18 protein-coding genes are annotated in these 16878 nt (G+C 67.9%); 10 read left to right on the forward strand and 8 right to left on the reverse strand.

Annotated elements, in window-relative coordinates:
* Positions 1-119: 119 nt before the first annotated feature.
* The 4 genes from J4O73_RS09640 (at position 120) to J4O73_RS09655 (ending at position 5679) form a co-directional block, all read left to right on the forward strand.
* Positions 120-905, forward strand: a complete 786-nt coding sequence (locus tag J4O73_RS09640; RefSeq protein WP_426216745.1) for a tetratricopeptide repeat protein — start codon at positions 120-122, stop codon at positions 903-905.
* 377 nt (positions 906-1282) lie between these two features.
* Positions 1283-3982 (forward strand): aconitate hydratase AcnA, encoded by a 2700-nt coding sequence (gene acnA / locus J4O73_RS09645; RefSeq protein WP_426216747.1) that lies wholly within the window; start codon positions 1283-1285, stop codon positions 3980-3982.
* Between the two features lie 256 nt (positions 3983-4238).
* The gene (locus J4O73_RS09650) at positions 4239-4943 is read left to right on the forward strand and encodes a metal ABC transporter permease (RefSeq protein WP_426216748.1); all 705 of its coding nucleotides are present in this window, start codon (positions 4239-4241) and stop codon (positions 4941-4943) included.
* A 49-nt stretch (positions 4944-4992) separates the two neighbouring features.
* Positions 4993-5679, forward strand: coding sequence for a metal ABC transporter permease (locus J4O73_RS09655; RefSeq protein ID WP_426216750.1), 687 nt, complete (start codon positions 4993-4995; stop codon positions 5677-5679).
* A 262-nt stretch (positions 5680-5941) separates the two neighbouring features.
* Here the strand turns inward: J4O73_RS09655 and J4O73_RS09660 are convergent, their stop codons facing one another.
* Together J4O73_RS09660 and J4O73_RS09665 are read right to left on the reverse strand one after the other, a co-directional pair.
* Positions 5942-6601 carry a 3-oxoacid CoA-transferase subunit B gene (locus J4O73_RS09660; RefSeq protein WP_426216752.1) on the reverse strand — a complete coding sequence of 220 codons (660 nt, stop codon included), beginning with the start codon at positions 6599-6601 and terminating at the stop codon, positions 5942-5944.
* Positions 6602-6622: 21 nt separating this feature from the next.
* Positions 6623-7363, reverse strand: coding sequence for a CoA transferase subunit A (locus J4O73_RS09665; protein ID WP_426216754.1), 741 nt, complete (start codon positions 7361-7363; stop codon positions 6623-6625).
* A 266-nt stretch (positions 7364-7629) separates the two neighbouring features.
* Here J4O73_RS09665 and J4O73_RS09670 point away from each other — a divergent pair, with 266 nt between their 5' ends.
* Both J4O73_RS09670 and J4O73_RS09675 read left to right on the forward strand, forming a co-directional pair.
* Positions 7630-9456 carry an AsmA family protein gene (locus J4O73_RS09670; protein WP_426216756.1) on the forward strand — a complete coding sequence of 609 codons (1827 nt, stop codon included), beginning with the start codon at positions 7630-7632 and terminating at the stop codon, positions 9454-9456.
* Between the two features lie 155 nt (positions 9457-9611).
* Positions 9612-10391, forward strand: coding sequence for a DUF1499 domain-containing protein (locus J4O73_RS09675; protein WP_426216758.1), 780 nt, complete (start codon positions 9612-9614; stop codon positions 10389-10391).
* Here the strand turns inward: J4O73_RS09675 and J4O73_RS09680 are convergent.
* The 3 genes from J4O73_RS09680 to J4O73_RS09690 form a co-directional block, all read right to left on the reverse strand.
* Positions 10349-11254: an MBL fold metallo-hydrolase gene (locus J4O73_RS09680; RefSeq protein WP_426216896.1), complete on the reverse strand. Its 906-nt coding sequence runs from the start codon at positions 11252-11254 to the stop codon at positions 10349-10351. The genes J4O73_RS09675 and J4O73_RS09680 overlap by 43 nt on opposite strands.
* A 163-nt stretch (positions 11255-11417) precedes the next feature.
* Positions 11418-12254 (reverse strand): DUF2865 domain-containing protein, encoded by an 837-nt coding sequence (locus J4O73_RS09685; RefSeq protein WP_426216759.1) that lies wholly within the window; start codon positions 12252-12254, stop codon positions 11418-11420.
* 319 nt (positions 12255-12573) lie between these two features.
* Complete coding sequence (locus J4O73_RS09690) at positions 12574-12777, reverse strand: PA1414 family protein (RefSeq protein WP_426216761.1); 204 nt, start codon at positions 12775-12777, stop codon at positions 12574-12576.
* Positions 12778-12972: 195 nt separating this feature from the next.
* Between J4O73_RS09690 and J4O73_RS09695 the strand changes: the two genes are divergently transcribed.
* Entirely contained in the window at positions 12973-13149 is a 177-nt protein-coding gene (locus tag J4O73_RS09695; RefSeq protein WP_007568853.1) for a DUF1328 domain-containing protein, read from the forward strand.
* Between the two features lie 85 nt (positions 13150-13234).
* Here J4O73_RS09695 and J4O73_RS09700 read toward each other — a convergent pair whose 3' ends face one another.
* Positions 13235-13459, reverse strand: coding sequence for a NepR family anti-sigma factor (locus J4O73_RS09700; protein WP_426216764.1), 225 nt, complete (start codon positions 13457-13459; stop codon positions 13235-13237).
* 300 nt (positions 13460-13759) lie between these two features.
* Here J4O73_RS09700 and J4O73_RS09705 point away from each other — a divergent pair, with 300 nt between their 5' ends.
* Complete coding sequence (locus J4O73_RS09705) at positions 13760-14563, forward strand: response regulator (protein WP_378967062.1); 804 nt, start codon at positions 13760-13762, stop codon at positions 14561-14563.
* Positions 14564-14959: 396 nt separating this feature from the next.
* Positions 14960-15322 (forward strand): hypothetical protein, encoded by a 363-nt coding sequence (locus J4O73_RS09710; RefSeq protein ID WP_426216765.1) that lies wholly within the window; start codon positions 14960-14962, stop codon positions 15320-15322.
* 127 nt (positions 15323-15449) lie between these two features.
* On the opposite strand, the gene J4O73_RS09715 is transcribed toward J4O73_RS09710, so the two are convergent.
* Complete coding sequence (locus J4O73_RS09715; protein WP_283207231.1) at positions 15450-15638, reverse strand: general stress protein; 189 nt, start codon at positions 15636-15638, stop codon at positions 15450-15452.
* Positions 15639-15837: 199 nt separating this feature from the next.
* Between J4O73_RS09715 and J4O73_RS09720 the strand changes: the two genes are divergently transcribed.
* Positions 15838-16035 (forward strand): hypothetical protein, encoded by a 198-nt coding sequence (locus tag J4O73_RS09720; protein WP_426216767.1) that lies wholly within the window; start codon positions 15838-15840, stop codon positions 16033-16035.
* Positions 16036-16041: 6 nt separating this feature from the next.
* Here the strand turns inward: J4O73_RS09720 and J4O73_RS09725 are convergent, their stop codons facing one another.
* The gene (locus tag J4O73_RS09725) at positions 16042-16833 is read right to left on the reverse strand and encodes an electron transporter (protein WP_426216768.1); all 792 of its coding nucleotides are present in this window, start codon (positions 16831-16833) and stop codon (positions 16042-16044) included.
* Positions 16834-16878 lie beyond the last annotated feature (45 nt).

Genomic DNA, 16878 nt, shown 5'->3' on the forward strand with positions numbered 1-16878 from the left:
TTCGGCGCGCCCTTAACCCAGGGTTAGGCTTAACGATCTACCACCGAGGCAACGGCACGGAGAAGGGCGATCCGCCTCGCCCGGCCCGCCATCGCCATGAGCCTCGCGCGGAGCGTGACATGACCTCGGCCATCTTTATCCTCCGTGGTGTCGCCATCCTCGGCCTCGCCGTGACGCTCGGCGCCTGCAACACCTCGTCCGGTCCCGAGACGACCGGCTCGATCGGGCCTGCCCGCTCCGCCGACTCGGCGGCTGCCTCGGCGCGGCGCGATCTCGACGGTCTCGCCGAGGCCTACAAGGCCAATCCGGGCGATGCCCGCACCGCCTTCCGCTACGCGCGGGCGCTTCGCGCGACGGACCAGATCACCCAGGCCAGCGCCGTGCTGCAGCAGGCCGCGCTCCGCAACCCACGCGACACGGTGATCCTCGGCGCCTACGGCAAGTCGCTGGTGGAGGCCGGGCGCTACCGTGAAGCCCTCGAGGTTCTCTCGAACGCCCACACCCCGGCCAATCCCGACTGGCGCATCCTGTCCGCCGAAGGCTCGGCTTCGGCGCAGATGGGCGATCAGGTCCGCGCTCAAGGTTTCTACGAGGCGGCGCTGAAGATCCGCCCGAACGAGCCGTCGCTCCTGTCGAATCTCGGCCTGTCCTATGCCCTCTCGCGCGATCTCGACCGCGCCGAGGAAACCCTGCGGCAGGCGGCGGCCCAGCCTGGCGCCGATGCCAAGGTCCGTGCCAACCTCGCCCTCGTGCTGGGCCTGAAGGGCCGGTACGACGAGGCGGAGACGCTGCTGCGCCAGGATATGGGCCAGCAGGAAGCGGCCGCCAACGTCGCGGCCCTGCGCCGGCTGGCGGCTTCGCCGAACAAGTTCAAGGACGGTCTGGCGCGGGCGCAGCGCGGGTAGGCTGAGCCTCACCGTCGCATCATCGTTTTCGCGAGCGAAGCGATCCGGGGCAGCGAGACGTCTGAAGACGTCGCGAATCCCCGGGTCGCTTCGCTGTGCTCGCGATGACGTCGAGCTTCGTCGCAAGCGATTTAGGCGAACGACAGGCTCCCGGACCTGTCATCACGTCCCGGTAGCGGGCACATTCGAAACGTTCTATACGGGCCGCGGCTGCGCCGCGCGGCATTCAGGGCGTCCAAATCGCCCCCGCGCCTCGTTCGAACCGGGCACTCCCGGGGCGGCGCGCGCCCGTCGGGCGCTTCACAGGCCGAACACCTTCGTGGCGCGGGTTATGCCTGCGCGTGTTCGATCAATTCGCAGCGAGGATACGACCAGCCGTGGCATCTCTCGATAGCTTCAAGGCCCGCCAGACGCTGAGCGCCGGTGGCAAGACCTATACCTACTATTCCATCCCCGAGGCCGAGAAGAACGGCCTCCGGTCGGCTGCCTCTCTGCCCTTCTCGATGAAGGTGCTGCTCGAGAACCTGCTGCGCTTCGAGGATGACCGCTCGGTCAAGAAGGCCGATGTCGAGGCTGCTGTCTCCTGGCTTGACCAGAAGGGCAAGGCCGAGGTCGAAATCGCCTTCCGCCCCTCGCGCGTGCTGATGCAGGATTTCACCGGCGTGCCGGCCGTGGTGGATCTCGCCGCCATGCGCGATGCGATGGTGGCGCTCGGCGGCGACCCGCAGAAGATCAACCCGCTCGTTCCCGTCGACCTCGTGATCGACCACTCGGTCATCGTCGATGAGTTCGGCACCCCGAAGGCGCTGAACGAGAACGTCGCCCTCGAATACGCCCGCAACGGCGAGCGTTACACCTTCCTGAAGTGGGGCCAGTCGGCCTTCGACAACTTCTCCGTCGTGCCCCCGGGCACCGGCATCTGCCACCAAGTGAACCTCGAATACCTGTCGCAGACCGTGTGGACGAAGAAGGAAGGCGGCGAAGAGATCGCGTATCCCGATTCGCTCGTCGGCACCGATTCGCACACCACCATGGTGAACGGCCTCGCCGTGCTGGGCTGGGGCGTCGGCGGCATCGAGGCCGAGGCGGCCATGCTCGGCCAGCCGCTCTCCATGCTGATCCCCGAGGTCGTGGGCTTCAAGCTGTCGGGCAAGCTGCCCGAGGGCACCACCGCCACCGATCTCGTGCTCACCGTCACGCAGATGCTGCGCAAGAAGGGCGTGGTCGGCAAGTTCGTGGAATTCTACGGCCCCGGCCTCGACGACATGGCGGTGGCCGACCGCGCCACGATCTCCAACATGGCCCCGGAATACGGCGCCACCTGTGGCTTCTTCCCCGTCGATCAGAAGACCATCGACTTCCTGAAGGTCACCGGCCGCGCTGACGACCGGATCGCCCTGGTGGAAGCCTATGCCAAGGCTCAGGGCATGTGGCGCGACGCGAAGACCCCCGACCCGGTCTTCACCGACACGCTCGAGCTCGACATGGGCACGGTGCAGCCCTCGCTCGCCGGTCCGAAGCGGCCGCAGGACCGGGTGCTGCTCTCCGACGCCAAGGCGGGCTTCGCCTCCTCCATGCAGACCGAGTTCAAGAAGGGCGGCGATATCTCCGGCCGCTTCCCGGTCGAGGGCACGAACTTCGACATCGGCCATGGCGACGTCGTCATCGCGGCGATCACCTCCTGCACCAACACCTCGAACCCGAGCGTGATGATCGGCGCCGGTCTTCTCGCGCGCAACGCGGTGGCCAAGGGCCTGCGCTCCAAGCCGTGGGTGAAGACCTCGCTCGCCCCCGGATCGCAGGTCGTGGCCGAGTACCTCGCCAAGGCCGGTCTTCAAGACAGCCTCGACGCGCTGGGCTTCAACCTCGTCGGCTTCGGCTGCACGACCTGCATCGGCAATTCGGGCCCGCTGCCTGCGGCGATCTCGAAGGCGATCAACGACAACGACGTCGTGGCCGCCGCCGTGCTCTCGGGCAACCGCAACTTCGAAGGCCGCGTGAACCCCGACGTGCGGGCGAATTACCTCGCCTCGCCGCCGCTGGTCGTTGCCTACGCGCTCGCCGGCTCGATGCAGGTCGACCTCGCCAAGGAGCCGCTCGGCACGGGCTCGGACGGTCAGCCGGTCTACCTCAAGGACATCTGGCCCTCGGCTGCCGAGATCCAGAGCTTCATCGAGCAGACCATCACCTCCGAACTCTTCAAGAGCCGCTACGCCGACGTGTTCGGCGGTGACGACAACTGGAAGGGCGTCGAGGTGACGGAGGCCGAGACCTTCGCCTGGAACGGCGGCTCGACCTACGTGCAGAACCCGCCCTACTTCGTCGGCATGCAGAAGACCCCGGCGCCGGTCACGGACATCGAGGGTGCCCGCATCCTCGGCCTGTTCCAGGACTCGATCACGACGGACCACATCTCGCCCGCCGGCAACATCCGCGCGGCCTCGCCCGCCGGTGAGTATCTGCAGTCGCATCAGGTGCGTGTGCAGGACTTCAACCAGTACGGCACGCGCCGCGGCAACCACGAAGTCATGATGCGGGGCACCTTCGCCAACATCCGCATCAAGAACCAGATGGTCCGCGACGCCTCGGGCAACGTGGTCGAGGGCGGCTACACGCTGTTCCAGCCGACCGGTGAGAAGATGTTCATCTACGACGCGGCGCAGAAGTATGCCGCGCAGGGCACGCCGCTGGTCGTCTTCGCGGGCAAGGAGTACGGCACCGGCTCCTCGCGCGACTGGGCGGCCAAGGGCACCAAGCTCCTCGGCATCCGCGCCGTGATCGCCGAGAGCTTCGAGCGTATCCACCGCTCGAACCTCGTCGGGATGGGCGTCGTCCCGCTGGTCTTCCAGGGCGAGACGAGCTGGGATTCGCTCGGCCTGAAGGGCGACGAGACCGTCACCATCAAGGGCCTCGCGGGTGAACTGAAGCCGCGCCAGACGCTCACCGCCGAGATCAAGTCCGCCGACGGTTCGGTGAAGCAGGTTCCGCTGACCTGCCGCATCGATACGCTCGACGAGCTCGAATACTTCCGCAACGGCGGCATCCTGCCTTACGTGCTGCGTTCGCTCGCGGCGTAAGCACCGGAACGACCACGGATCGAAAAGGGGGCGGTGCCGCCGGCGCCGCCCCCTTTTCTCTGCGCCCGCTCCGTCATTGCGAGGAACGAAGCAATCCAGGGATCCGCTACGTCCGGAGGCGGCCCGCCTCCCTGGTTTGCTTCGCTTCGCTCGCAATGACGGCGGCGGTTGAAGAGCCTGCATAGATCAATCGCGCACAAGCTTGTCGCCGTGCCGTAGCGCGCCATGTTCCGGGCCCGTAGCCAGGACATGCTTCATGACGACATCCGCGAGGAAGACTCTTGCCGGCTTCTCCGCCGCCGCGCTGATCGGGCTGACGAGCCTCGCCCAGGCCGCCGCGCCCGAGCGGCTGCGTGGAACGATCGAGACGGTCGAGCCCAACGCGATCACCGTGAAAACCTCCGACGGCAAGAGCGAGCGCGTGGCGCTGGCCGACGATGCCAAGGTCTCCTGGGTCATTCCGGCCAGCCTCGACCAGATCAAGGAAGGCACCTTCATCGGCACGGCCACGAAGGGTGAGAACCCCATGACCGCCCTAGAGGTCGTGCTGTTCCCCGAGGCAATGCGCGGCACGGGCGAAGGGCAATATCCCTGGGACGAGATCGCCGACACGACCGCCGGAGGCGCCAAGGTGAGGAGCGCCATGACCAACGGCACCGTCAAGGCCGAGACCACGGGCAGCGCCGCTCATCCGAAGGTCAAGAGCGCCATGACCAACGGCACGGTGAAGGCCGATGCTGGCGGCAAGGACGGCACCAAGACGCTCACGGTCAATTACGGCAGCGGTCAATCGAGCACGATTCTCGTTCCCCCGTCCGCGCCGGTCGTAACCTTCGAGCCGACCACGCGAACGGCTCTCGGTAAGGGGGCCAAGGTGTTCGTCGTCGCGATCCGCAAGGACGGCACCTTCACCGCCACTCGCGTCGCCGTCGGCAAGGACGGCCTTACCCCGCCGATGTGACCGGTCCGGTCCTCGAAACCTATCGCCTATTCACCGGAGAGAACATCTTATGAAGACCGTTCAAAGTCGTTTCGCCCGCCTCGCCGCCGTGGGTCTCATCAGCCTTGCAGGCGTCTCCGCGGCCTCCGCGCTGGAGCGCGTGCGTGGCACGATCGAGAAGGCCGATGGTGGCACGCTCACCCTCAAGACCGACAGCGGCAACGAGACGCTGAACATCGGCTCGGCCAAGGTCGTGTCCGTCGTGCCGTCGAGCCTCGACCAGATCAAGGAAGGCACCTTCATCGGCACGGCCACCAAGGGTGAGAACCCGATGACCGCTCTTGAGGTCGTGCTGTTCCCCGAATCCATGCGTGGCACCGGCGAGGGCCACTACGCCTGGGATGCGATCACCGACCACACCGCCGGAGTGGGCTCCAAGGTGAAGAGCGCGATGACCAACGGCACCGTGAAGGCCGAGTCGGCCGGTGGCCCGAAGGTGAAGAGCGCCATGACCAATGGCACGGTGAAGGCCGACAAGTCGGCGGGTGGCGAGCGGACCCTTACGGTCAGCTACGGCAACGACGGCTCGAAGCAGATCATCGTCCCGTCCTCGGCCCCGATCGTGGCCTTCGAGCCGGCGGATGCCAGCGCCCTCAAGCCGGGCGCCAAGGTCTTCGCCGTGGTCGACAAGGCCAGCGGCAAGATCGACGGCAAGCTGGTCGCGGTCGGCAAGGACGGCCTGACCCCGCCGATGTGAGGCGAGGGTTTCTCCTCTCCCCGCTTGCGGGGGGAGGAGCTTCCTCATCGACACCTCAGCCCGTCATTGCGAGCGTAGCGAAGCAATCCAAGGAAGCACCACGCTTTGGGCGCGGCCCTCCGCCCCTGGATTGCTTCGCTACGCTCGCAATGACGAAGGAGTAGAGAGCCAGCATCACCGTTTCCGGCACTGGCGCTCCACTCTCCCGACCCCCTTCAGGGGCCACCCTCCCCCGCAAAGGGGAGGAGGGGAAACGGAGGCGCTACCGCAGCCCCACTTTGTACTCGGCCTCGGTCTTGGCCCGGACCTCGTCCTCGCTGACGCCGTCGGCGAGTTCAATCAGCGTCATGCCGCCATCGCCCTTCTTGTCGATGCTGAAGACGCCGAGATCAGTGATCACCAGATCGACCACATGCGTGCCGGTGAGCGGCAGGTCGCAGGCCTTCAGGAGCTTGGCGCTCTCCGAGCCGTCCTTGTTCTTGGCGACGTGCTCCATCACCACGACGACGCGCTTCACGCCCGCCACCAGGTCCATGGCGCCGCCCATCCCCTTCACCATCTTGCCGGGGATCATCCAGTTGGCGAGGTCGCCGTTCTGGGCCACCTGCATGGCGCCGAGGATCGACAGGTTGATGTGCCCGCCCCGGATCATCCCGAAGGAATCGGCGGAGGAGAAGTAGCTCGTCGTCGGCAGGGCGGTGATCGTCTGCTTACCGGCGTTGATCAGGTCCGGGTCCTCCTCGCCCTCGTAAGGGAAGGGGCCCATGCCGAGCATGCCGTTCTCGGATTGCAGCTGCACCGACATGCCGTCGGGAATGTAGTTCGACACCAGCGTCGGGATGCCGATGCCGAGGTTCACGTAGAAGCCGTCTTCCAGCTCCTTGGCGGCGCGCGCCGCCATCTGTTCGCGGGTCCAGGCCATGGGTGGTCTCCTCTCCTGCGATCAGTGGGTGCCGCCGCCGGCCGCTGCGGCCGGGGTCGCGTCGTTGCGCTTGCGGGTGGTGCGCTGCTCGATGCGCTTCTCGCCCGTGTTCACCGCGATGATCCGCTTCACGAAGATGCCGGGGGTGTGGATCGTGTCGGGGTCGATCTCACCCGGCTGCACGAGATGCTCCACCTGCGCGACCGTGACCTTGGCGGCGGTCGCCATCATCGGGTTGAAGTTGCGCGCCGTCATCCGGTAGCGGAGGTTGCCCTCGGTATCGCCGGTATGGGCGTGGACGATGGCGAGGTCGGCGAACAGGCCGCGCTCCATCACGTAATCCTCGCCGTCGAACTGGCGGGTCTCCTTGCCCTCGGCCACCTTGGTGCCGAAGCCGGTCTTGGTGAAGAAGGCCGGGATGCCCGCGCCGCCCGCGCGGATGCGCTCGGCCAGCGTGCCCTGCGGGTTGAACTCGATCTCGAGTTCGCCACCGAGATACTGCCGGGCGAATTCCTTGTTCTCGCCGACGTAGGACGAGATCATCTTGGCGACCTGCCGGGTCTCCAAGAGCTTGCCGAGGCCGACGCCGTCGATGCCCGCATTGTTCGAGACGATGGTCAGGCCCTTCACGCCCGATGCCTGCACCGCGTCGATCAGTTCATCGGGGATGCCGCACAGACCGAAACCGCCGCACATGATCATCATGTCGTCGCGCAGGAGACCGGCGAGCGCCTCCGTCGGACCCTTGTGAACCTTCCGCATCGAACCGTCCTTCCTCCCGTCGGCTTCTGCCGAGCCGGTAAGCATGATCCGGGCCTGCTCTTCCCGATTCCGGGCGCCGGGTCCAGTGCCGGAAGCGGCAGCCAGGCCGATCCGTCACGCGCGACGACCCACAGCTTCCCGCCTCGAAAATGTCGCATGGGCATACAAAAGCCGCGGAAGGCATTAAGTGATTGGCTACTCGACGAGCCCCAGCGGGCCGCGCCGGCCGGCTGGTCGTGGCGCGTCTGCGGTGCCTCCGGAGCCCGATGTCGCCGCGCCGCCCGATCCTCCTCCTCGCCATCGGCGCCCTTGCCCTCGCCGGGCTCGGCCTGCGCGACTGGCCGGTGGATAGCCGCAAGGCCATCGCCTTCGCCCAAAGGCCCCTGTCCACCTACGGGCTGATGCTCACGGCCGATGGCCCGGCCTCCCTGCGGCTACTGCCCTTTCCGTCCTTTTCCCTGGCACAGGTGCGCATCGCGGACGCGAGCGGCCCGACCCTCATCGAGAGCCGACACCTCACCGCCGACATCGACCCGCTGGCCTTCCTCACCGGCCGCTCCCCCGTAGGCGGGTTGCGCTTCGAGGACAGCACGCTTTCGGCGGAGCGCGCCGCCTGGGCTCAGCCCTTCGCGCGGATCCGCGAGGGCGTGGCCGGGGGCGGGCAGCATCCGCCTCGCCTCACTCTGTCCGGAGCGACCCTCGGGGAGGGGGCGGATATCAAGGATATCGGCCTCGACGTCGCGTGGCCGTTCTGGAGCGGCGCGGTCGAGGCGAAGGCGCACCTGACATGGCGGGGCGTTCCGACACGGATCGCGCTGACGCGGCTGCGGCCGTCCGACCTGTTCGAGGGGCAGCGCAGCCCCTTCGCCGCAGAGGCGACGTGGCCCGGCGGTGGGCTCGCCTTCGACGGCACGGCGCTCCTGCCCGCCGAGGCTGCCGGATCGCCTTCGCTGTCGGGCCGCGCCCGGTTCCAGACGAAGTCCCTACCGGAGACCCTGGCCTGGATCGGCCGCGATGCCCCCCTCTCTCCCCTCACCGGAGCCTTCAGCCTGGAAGGCGCCTTCGAAGCGCAGGGCCGGACGGTGTCCTGGCCGGTTCTGCGGGTCGGCGCGGGCAACGCCGTGATGGAGGGAGCGGGGGGCTTCGCCCTCAGCGGCGGCGACAATCCCCGCCTCTCGGCGCAGGCGACGCTCGCCGCCGACCGGATCGATCTGGCGCCCCTGGTCGGCGCGCTGGTGAAACTGTTCGAGGATGGCGGCGCGTCCGTCGCCCTGGCGCCCTTGAGCCGGGGTGATCTCGATCTGCGTATGTCGGCGACCGAGGGGCAGGTGGGGCCCCTGGTCCTGCAGGATCTCGCGGCGAGCGTGCTCGTACGCGACTCCGCCGTGGAAGTCGCGGTCAACCGCGCCCGGCTCAAGGACGGCGTGGTGAAGGGCCGTCTCACCCTGGCGCGCGGTCTCGATCCTGCCGAGACCGAGATGAAGGCGCAGGGCGGCGTCGATCAGGTCGATCTCGGCGGGTTGATGAGCGATCTCGGTGGAAGCCGGTGGGTGTCCGGCCCGCTCCAGGGCCAGTTCACCTTCGAAAGCCACGGCCGCGACGTGGCGGCGCTGGTCTCGGCTCTCGGCGGCCGGGCGAGCGTGGCCATCGACGGCGGCGCGCTGTCGGGGCTGGACCTCACGGATGTGATTCACCGGAATGGCGGTCTCGCCCCGGGGGCCTTGGCGCGGCGCAACGGCCGCACCGGCTTCGAGCGGGCGGCCATCGCCTTCCGCTTCGCGGACGGGATCGGCGAGATCACCGAGGCGGACCTGCGCGGGGCCGGGGTCGCGGCGACCCTGCGCGGTCAGGTCTCCCTGCCGGATCAACGCCTCGACATGATGGCGCTGCTCGCCCCCCGTCAGGCGATGGAGGGCGCGCGCACGGTGCGCATCGCCATCGCGGGACCGTGGGATGCGGTGACCACGCAGGCGCAGCGCGGTGAGATTCAGGAGCCGGGCGGCGCCACCTCGACGCTCGCCCGGATGCGTAGCATCCTTCAACCCCCCGAAGCCGTGGGTCTTCCCGCCGCCATTCGCTCCTACGCGCCGTAAAGCATCGATCCAGACGGAGGCGTCAGCCGTGTCTGGAAAAATTGATGCAAGGCAACGGGCTGGCCGGGCGCCGCGCGCCCGCGTAAGACGACAGCCGAGCGATCGGCTCCGTGGCGGCCGTCATGAGCGGGCCGCGACGTGCCCCAGGGAAATCCATGCGCCGCCTGCTCGTCGAGGACCCCGTGACCCATGCCGGACCGCTGGCCCGGCACCTCGCGGTCTTCTCCCTCTTCGCCACGGGCATCGCCCTCCTCATCGTGCGGGATCCGCGTGCCGACGTGTCGGCCGCGCTGGTGGCGCTGGCGGCGGGGCTCTGCGTCGCGGTGCTCGCGATCCTGGCCGCGATCTTCGCCTTCGTGCGCGTCTGGCAGGAGGGCGCCCGCGGCCTCGGGGCGGCGCTGGGCGGGCTGCTGCTCGCGGTGATGGTGCTGGCCTATCCGGCCTATGCGGGCTTGCGCGGAGCACGGCTGCCCGCGCTGTCGGACATCTCGACCGATCCGGACCTGCCGCCCGCCTTCTCGCGCTCGCGCGTCGCCTTCGCCGCGCGGGATGGGCGCCTGCCCCCCGATCCCGGCCGCGCGGCGCGGGACATGCAGCGCAAGGCCTATCCGCAGATCGCGCCGCTCACCCTCGACATCGATGCCGACCAAGCTTTCGAACTCGCCCGGCAGGCGGCGCTGAAGCGCCATTGGCAGATCGTGGAAGCGATCCGGCCCGGCGGGCGGATGGGCCAGGGGCGCATCGACGCCATCGCTCGCGGCCTTGTCCTCAACCTGCCCGACGACGTGACCGTGCGGGTGCGCCCCCGCGCGGACGGGGCGCGGATCGACGTCCGCTCGGCCTCGCGCCTCGGCAACCGCGACTTCGGCGGTAATGCCGACCGCATCCGCGCCTATCTGGACGACGTGTCGAACTTGGCACTCGCCGCGAAATAGCGGCTGTGCAGGAGGGGTGGTCCGTCGGATCGGGCGAGGCCGCGCGAAACCAGATCCTCCAGATGCGCGAAGACCGAGAGCGCAGCCGCCCCGCGCAGACGCGGATCGAGAGCCTGATAGACTGCTGCCACGATCTCGGCGATGCGCTCGTCGCCCGCCGCGAGCCGGTTGCGGATGCCGGCCTCCCGCTGGCGGCGATGCCCGGCGAGGCCGCGCACGAACCGGTTGGGATCGCGCACCGGCCCGCCATGGCCGGGCCAGTAGGTCGCCTCGCTGCGCGTGCGCAGCTTGTCGAGGGAGTCCATGTAGGCCCGCATCTGCCCGTCGGGCGGGGCGACGACCGTCGTGGACCACGCCATCACATGATCGCCCGAGAACAGCGAATCCGCCTCCGGGAGCGCAAAGGCGAGATGGTTCATCGTGTGGCCGGGCGTCTCGACCGCCGTGAGCGTCCAGCCCGGACCTGTGACCGTATCGCCCTCCGCCATCTCCCGGTCGGGGCGATGCTCCCGGTCGGCGCTGGCATCGAGCGCCGGGGTCTCGCCCTCGCCGAGGGGACGTGCCGCCCGGTGCGGGCCGCAGCCAAGGATCGGCGCACCGGTCGCCTCCTTCAGGCGGCGGGCGCCGGGCGAATGGTCGCGATGGGTGTGGGTGACGAGGATCGCCTCCACCGTCTCGCCCGACAGGTCCGCGAGCAGCCCGTCGAGATGGGCCGGATCGTCGGGGCCGGGGTCGATCACCGCAACACGGCCGCGCCCAACCACATAGGTGCAAGTGCCCGTGGCGGTGAACGGGCCGCGATTGCCGGCGACCCGCCGCCGGATGAGCCGCGCGACCTCTTCCATATGCCCCGGCTCCGGCATGGCCGGGTTGAGGGTGGGATTGGTATCGTCGGTCTCTGCCATGGGCCGCATCTAGCGCGATTTCCGGCGAAGTGATCGACGGTTCGTCGAAAGAATGCACGCGATAGAGGACAGAGAACCGCTGGCCTGATGCCGTCGGGCCGAAGGGTGCGAGGGGCTGCGATCAGCGGAGGTAGGGCGAGGGCGAGACGATGCGCAGGCTCGCGCGTGCCGGGATGAAGCCGTCACCCGCGCCCGCCACCTGCACCACGCTCGGGGTGCGCTCGGCCGCTCTGAGCTGCTGGCGGAAGCTGCGTGCGGCGGCTTCCCGGCGGATCGTGCCGACCCGCGCCTCGATCGCCCGGACCTCGGTCTTGCCGATGGCGGCGCGGCGGTAATCCTGCATGTCGACACGCCCGGCGCGGATACGGGTGACGACCTGCGCGCTCGTGCCCGTGGCGACGATATCGCCGGGGCGAAGGGTCGTATCGCTCTCGAGTGAAGCATGGGTCGCCCGTCCGAGGGGCTGGCACGAGCAATCCGCCACCCGTCGCTGGCGGTAGACATTGGCGGAGGCCGAAGTCCGATAGGGGCGGCCATTGGGGCCGACGGCGCGTTCGAGTTCGGTCTCTCCCGCCGCCAGCGTGAACACGTCCGTCGCCGCGTTCGGGCAGGCGGCGGCGCAGGCGTTACGGTGGACGGGCAGGTCCGTGCGGTCGTGCAGCGTCCCGAGGGGGAAGAGATAGCCGTCGCAGCGGCGCACGCACACGGTCGTATCCCCGCTTGCGGATCGGACGATCTCGGGATTCTGTCGGCTGTGGCGCTCGACCGTTGCAAAGCGGAAGGCTTCCGGCCGCGGCGTGTGCACGATCCGTCTGGGCGTGCGGTCGAGCCTATGGGGCGGCAGGGTGTTGTAGCGGGTCGGCTGAGGCGGCGGGCGCAGTTCGGCCTGACGCGGAGCGCCGCCACCGAACAACATCTCGAAAAAGCCCGCGACCCCATCGCGCTCGGAGGCCTGCACGAGGGAAGATCCGACAGAAACCGACCCGAGGCCGAGAACGAGACCGGCCACGGCCGGGCCGACGAGCCGACGACGTCCCTTTCCAGCGGAGAGGCCGTTCTTCACGGCCCCGGCGACACGCCGGAATAGACCATTCCGGCGTCCCAAAGCCTGACGCACGCCCGCCCCCGTCCGATTCGCCTCAGCCGTCGGATTAGGCGCGCAATGCGTGGCCCGGCAACACCGGTAAACAACTGATTAACGCGCTAGGAACCGGTTTTTACGATCAGTCCGCCGACTTCGTGCGCCTATCTCGCCATCAAAGCAGTTTATCCTGCTCTCAACGCTGATGGCGTCTTTGGTCGCGCACGCGCACCGGGATGGGCTGCAACACCGGTGCCGGGCCGAGGCCACGCACGATGGTGGCCACGAGGTCGGAGACCGTCTTCCCGAGCCCCGACTTGAGTGCCGACACGCGAGCGGGGATGGCGCCGACGGTCGAGCGCGCAGGCTTACGTGCAGTCCTGAACCCGAAAGCAGGCATCGCTCACCTCAGACATGGCATCTCTGACCCTTCCACGAACGCCGGGCGGTCCCGACCGTTCCTCCTGTCCGCCGGTTGCCGTTGGCTGCGACAGAATGGCTACGATCCTGGGAACCGAAGCTCAAACTTGGCGTTTTGTAGGCAATCATCAGCACGGACATTCGGACGTGCCGGAGCTTTAGAAGGATTACAGCGATGTTGGGTTGGGCCGTCACTTTCCTCGTCGTCGCTCTCGTGGCGGCTCTGCTCGGTTTCGGTGGCATTGCCGGCACCGCCATGGAAGCTGCAAAGCTTGTGTTCTTCGTTGCGATCGTCCTCTTCGCGATTTCGGCCGTCGTTGGCCTGATGCGCGGCCGTTCGCCGACACTTTAACCTTCACATCCTGAAGGTCGGTACGGAAAGGGCCGCCCCACTGGGGCGGCCCTCTTCGTTTTAAGCGATAGAAATCAGAACGCAGTCAGGATACGTCGCGCTCGGTCGCGTCGAGCTTTGCGATCAAGTCCGCGAAACGGTCCGGCACCGGTTGGCTCGCCACGGAATCGTACATCGCCCGGAGCTGACCGGCGATCCGGTCGCGAATGTGCGGCGTCAGTGTCGCGGCTTCGCGCGGGTCCCGTCGGCTCGGCTCGTCGTGCGGTGCGTCGATCTCGGATCGTTCGGACAACATTTCACCCTCGGCCATCTCAGCGTCGCCCTGGGCGCACGATTTGTCGTTCCGGAGATCCTCTCCAGATCCGTCCACCGTCATCCAAGCGCCCCTTGTTGCGCGCATTCACACGGCCACATTGTGCTGCGGCTCGAGTTGCGTCATGGCTCGGCGGCAACGCCCGCTCTGCAATTCGGTTCCGTTTCTCGCGGAACGGAGCGTGCGCACCCGCGTTGGGCGGGAAGCCAAGGGTCATATAAGTCACGGCCCAGGCACCTTTCCGACCGGTCACGGCGGGGCGTTGCCTGAGGTCATTGTGAGGCACAGGTAGAACGAATGTCGACATCGCAACTCGTGGTGCAGCATCTGCCGTACCTGCGCCGTTACGCGCGGGCGCTGACCGGCAGCCAAGTGGCGGGTGATGCCTACGTGGCGGCGACCCTTGAGACCCTGGTCAACGAGCCCGACACGCTCGGGCGCAGCACCAACATCAAGGCCGACCTGTTCCGCGTGTTCACGCGCATCTGGAACTCGCTCTCGGTCAACGGTCGCAGCGAGCAGGTTCAGCACGATCTCCCGGCGGAAGTCCGCCTGGGTCAGATCACGCCGCTGCCCCGGCAGGCCTTCCTGCTTTCTTGCCTCGAAGGCTTCTCGGAAGAGGATGCCGCGACGATCCTCGGGGTCGACGTCGCCGAGGTTCGCGATCTCGTGGACGAGGCCGGTCGTGAACTCGCCGCCGACATGGCGACCGGTATCCTCATCATTGAGGACGAGCCGCTCATCGCCATGGATCTCGAGGCGCTGGTCGAGGGCCTGGGCCACAACGTGATCGGCGTCGCCCGCACCCGCACCGAGGCGGTCAAGATCGCCAGCAGCGACACCCGCCCGGGTCTGATCCTCGCCGATATCCAGCTCGCGGACGGTTCGTCCGGCCTCGATGCGGTGAACGACCTGCTGAAGACCTTCGAGGTTCCGGTGATCTTCATCACCGCCTATCCGGAGCGCTTCCTCACCGGCGAGCGGCCTGAGCCCGCCTTCCTGATCGCCAAGCCGTTCCAGCCCGCGAACGTCTCGGCCGTCATCAGCCAGGCGCTGTTCTTCCAGCAGACGGCCCGCCGCCGCGAGGCCAAGTCAGCTTAACGAGACGGCTACACCGGCTCGCTTCCGCAACGTCTCCTTTGAAACAGCCCCGGCATCCGCTGGGGCTTTTTCATGCCCCGAACATAAAGAAACGGGCCGGAGCACGCTCCAGCCCGTCGATGAGGTTCCGGCCGATGCACAAGGGGAATGCGGGGAGGACCAAGTGGCCGGGTGTGACAAGAACCGCCGGATAGCACCCCGGTTCCGTTATTTTTTGAGCGTGCGTGTTTTTTGCACCACAGGGAGAGGCTGTGGATAACGGGGGTGCGTCGCCGCACGCTGCCCTCTCGGCGGGGCGAATACTGACTTCTTAAGGAAGCGTGACAGTCGAGGAACCAGATAACGCAATCCGCGTTATCAGAACATCCTGTCAAGCTCTTCGTGAGGGTCACGGTGATGCGGCGGTCTGGTGTCATTCTCGGAATCAGTGCCCCTGCTGCTCTGCTCACCGTGCTCGCTCAGCCGGTGATCCGGGACAGTGCTGATCAGTGGGCGCCGACGGTTCCTGTTTCGGCTCCGGCCAGCCCGGCGGTCCTTCCCGGCATGCGCCCCGCCTCCCTGGCATTGAGTCCTACTCGGGTCGCGGGCATCGAGCGCGGCAGCCGCGCCTCCGGGCCGGTGGCGAGCGAGGTTCAACTGCCTGGCAGCCCGACCCCCAAGCCTGTCCGTCGCTTCCAGCGCGAGGGCTGCGAAGCGCCGCTCAGCTCCCTCGTCGGGCCCGAGGCCCGTCGCATGATCCCCGGCCGCTGCATCTCCTGAGAATCGTCGCTTTCCTTAAAAGGCCCCGCTTCGGCGGGGCTTTTTTGTTGGGGTGTGCAGCGCGCAATAAAAAAACGGCGCCGGTCCAGGGGACGCGGCGCCGTGTACGCAACTCACTCGTCAAGGATTACTCGCCGCGACCCGTCCCGGTGGACTGACCGCCCTTGCGGCCGGCGGACGACGCCAGCTCGCGGTCCTGCGAGAAGGAGCGCTTCTCGGCGGGCACGCTGCGGCCACCCTTGCTGGCGATTTCGCGCTGACGCTCGATATCCATCGAGGCAAAGCCCCGCTTCGAGGTCGAGTTTCCGGATGCCATCAGTTCCTCCTCAGGCTTCACTGCACTCGGCAACAACCTTCAGCAATAACCAAGGTTCCTGCTAGGCCTGCGAGCTGGGCCGGAAACCGTCGCTAAGCTTGGCGGCAACCGCTGCACGCACGAAAACGTTGGCGACTACATCGCGGCTTGCAAACATTCAGGTGCATCAGCCGCTCGTTGCAACGCAGGATCTCAGCGCATGACCAATCGCAACATGGTGAACCAGGATGCGCGGAAGGTAGAGCCGAACCAGGCTCCCCTGCCGCCCATGCCCGCGCCCGAGGACGCGGCCCATCCGACGACCCGCGAGGATCCAATCGATTCGCCGCAGCCGAATGTCAGCGCCAAGCGCGACGCGCCGGATGAGCACAAACAGGGCCTTGCCACGCGGCGCTGAGACGAATCAGCTCGCCTCCTGCCGACGACGCAGACGAATGAGGACGAGGATGAGGGTGGCGATGGCAAAGACCGTCGCCGCCGCGAGCATCGTCAGGACCCGACCGATGAGCGGAGTGTAAGCGCCCTTCGCGGCGTCGTACCCGTAGCAGAGCAGGATCAGGCGGTCGGACAGCGAGCCGACTTGGCCCTCGCCCGCCTCGGTGAGGGCAAGGCGCAGGACCTTGTGATCCATGGCCAGCGGCGAGAGAACGCGGGCAAGGCGTCCGTCCCCGGTGAGCACCAGAGCGACAGCCGGGTGGGCGAAGCTGTCCGTATCCCGGTCGTAGGCGTAGCGGTACCCGAGCGCCGTGGTGAGGCGTGCGATGCTGGGCGCGTCCGTCACGAGAGCGGCCGGACGTCCGGGCCGGTCCCCCCAGATCGCAGAGAGGCGGTCGCGGGCGGTCGCCGCATCGTCCTTCGCATCGAGCCCGATGAGAATGAGCCGCCTGTCCCTCGGATCGAGACCGGTGGCGGCCAGGGCATCGCCCGACAGGCCGATCATCGGATCGCAGACATTGGCGCAGGTGTAATCCACCGGCAGCAATAGGGCCGGGTGCCCGCCGAGCACGGCGCCGAGGCTCGTCGCGGTTCCATCCTCCGCCCGTGTGACGGGCAGATTCAACGGCGCCCGTGCCCCGGGCTCCGGCGCCATGGCCACCCGATCCAGTTCCGCCCGTGAGAGCCGGGCCTCTGCGACACCGGAAGGCGTGAGCAAGAGGGCCGCCGCGAGGGCGAGGGCGCGCACGGGGCTGGACAAAAACCCGCCGAGCCGCATGGATGACGGCGGCTGGCGATATCTCGC

The organism is Methylobacterium sp. NFXW15, from assembly GCF_049887755.1.
Classification (GTDB): Bacteria; Pseudomonadota; Alphaproteobacteria; order Rhizobiales; family Beijerinckiaceae; genus Methylobacterium.

Coding starts and splice junctions, on each gene's coding strand:
- J4O73_RS09640 (WP_426216745.1), top strand. CDS start 120: ATGACCTCGGCCATCTTTATCCTCCGTGGTGTCGCCATCCTCGGCCTC.
- J4O73_RS09650 (WP_426216748.1), top strand. CDS start 4,239: ATGACGACATCCGCGAGGAAGACTCTTGCCGGCTTCTCCGCCGCCGCG.
- J4O73_RS09655 (WP_426216750.1), top strand. CDS start 4,993: ATGAAGACCGTTCAAAGTCGTTTCGCCCGCCTCGCCGCCGTGGGTCTC.
- J4O73_RS09660 (WP_426216752.1), bottom strand. CDS start 6,601: ATGGCCTGGACCCGCGAACAGATGGCGGCGCGCGCCGCCAAGGAGCTG.
- J4O73_RS09665 (WP_426216754.1), bottom strand. CDS start 7,363: ATGCGGAAGGTTCACAAGGGTCCGACGGAGGCGCTCGCCGGTCTCCTG.
- J4O73_RS09670 (WP_426216756.1), top strand. CDS start 7,630: ATGTCGCCGCGCCGCCCGATCCTCCTCCTCGCCATCGGCGCCCTTGCC.
- J4O73_RS09675 (WP_426216758.1), top strand. CDS start 9,612: ATGCGCCGCCTGCTCGTCGAGGACCCCGTGACCCATGCCGGACCGCTG.
- J4O73_RS09680 (WP_426216896.1), bottom strand. CDS start 11,254: ATGCCGGAGCCGGGGCATATGGAAGAGGTCGCGCGGCTCATCCGGCGG.
- J4O73_RS09690 (WP_426216761.1), bottom strand. CDS start 12,777: ATGCCTGCTTTCGGGTTCAGGACTGCACGTAAGCCTGCGCGCTCGACC.
- J4O73_RS09695 (WP_007568853.1), top strand. CDS start 12,973: ATGTTGGGTTGGGCCGTCACTTTCCTCGTCGTCGCTCTCGTGGCGGCT.
- J4O73_RS09700 (WP_426216764.1), bottom strand. CDS start 13,459: ATGGCCGAGGGTGAAATGTTGTCCGAACGATCCGAGATCGACGCACCG.
- J4O73_RS09705 (WP_378967062.1), top strand. CDS start 13,760: ATGTCGACATCGCAACTCGTGGTGCAGCATCTGCCGTACCTGCGCCGT.
- J4O73_RS09710 (WP_426216765.1), top strand. CDS start 14,960: ATGCGGCGGTCTGGTGTCATTCTCGGAATCAGTGCCCCTGCTGCTCTG.
- J4O73_RS09715 (WP_283207231.1), bottom strand. CDS start 15,638: ATGGCATCCGGAAACTCGACCTCGAAGCGGGGCTTTGCCTCGATGGAT.
- J4O73_RS09720 (WP_426216767.1), top strand. CDS start 15,838: ATGACCAATCGCAACATGGTGAACCAGGATGCGCGGAAGGTAGAGCCG.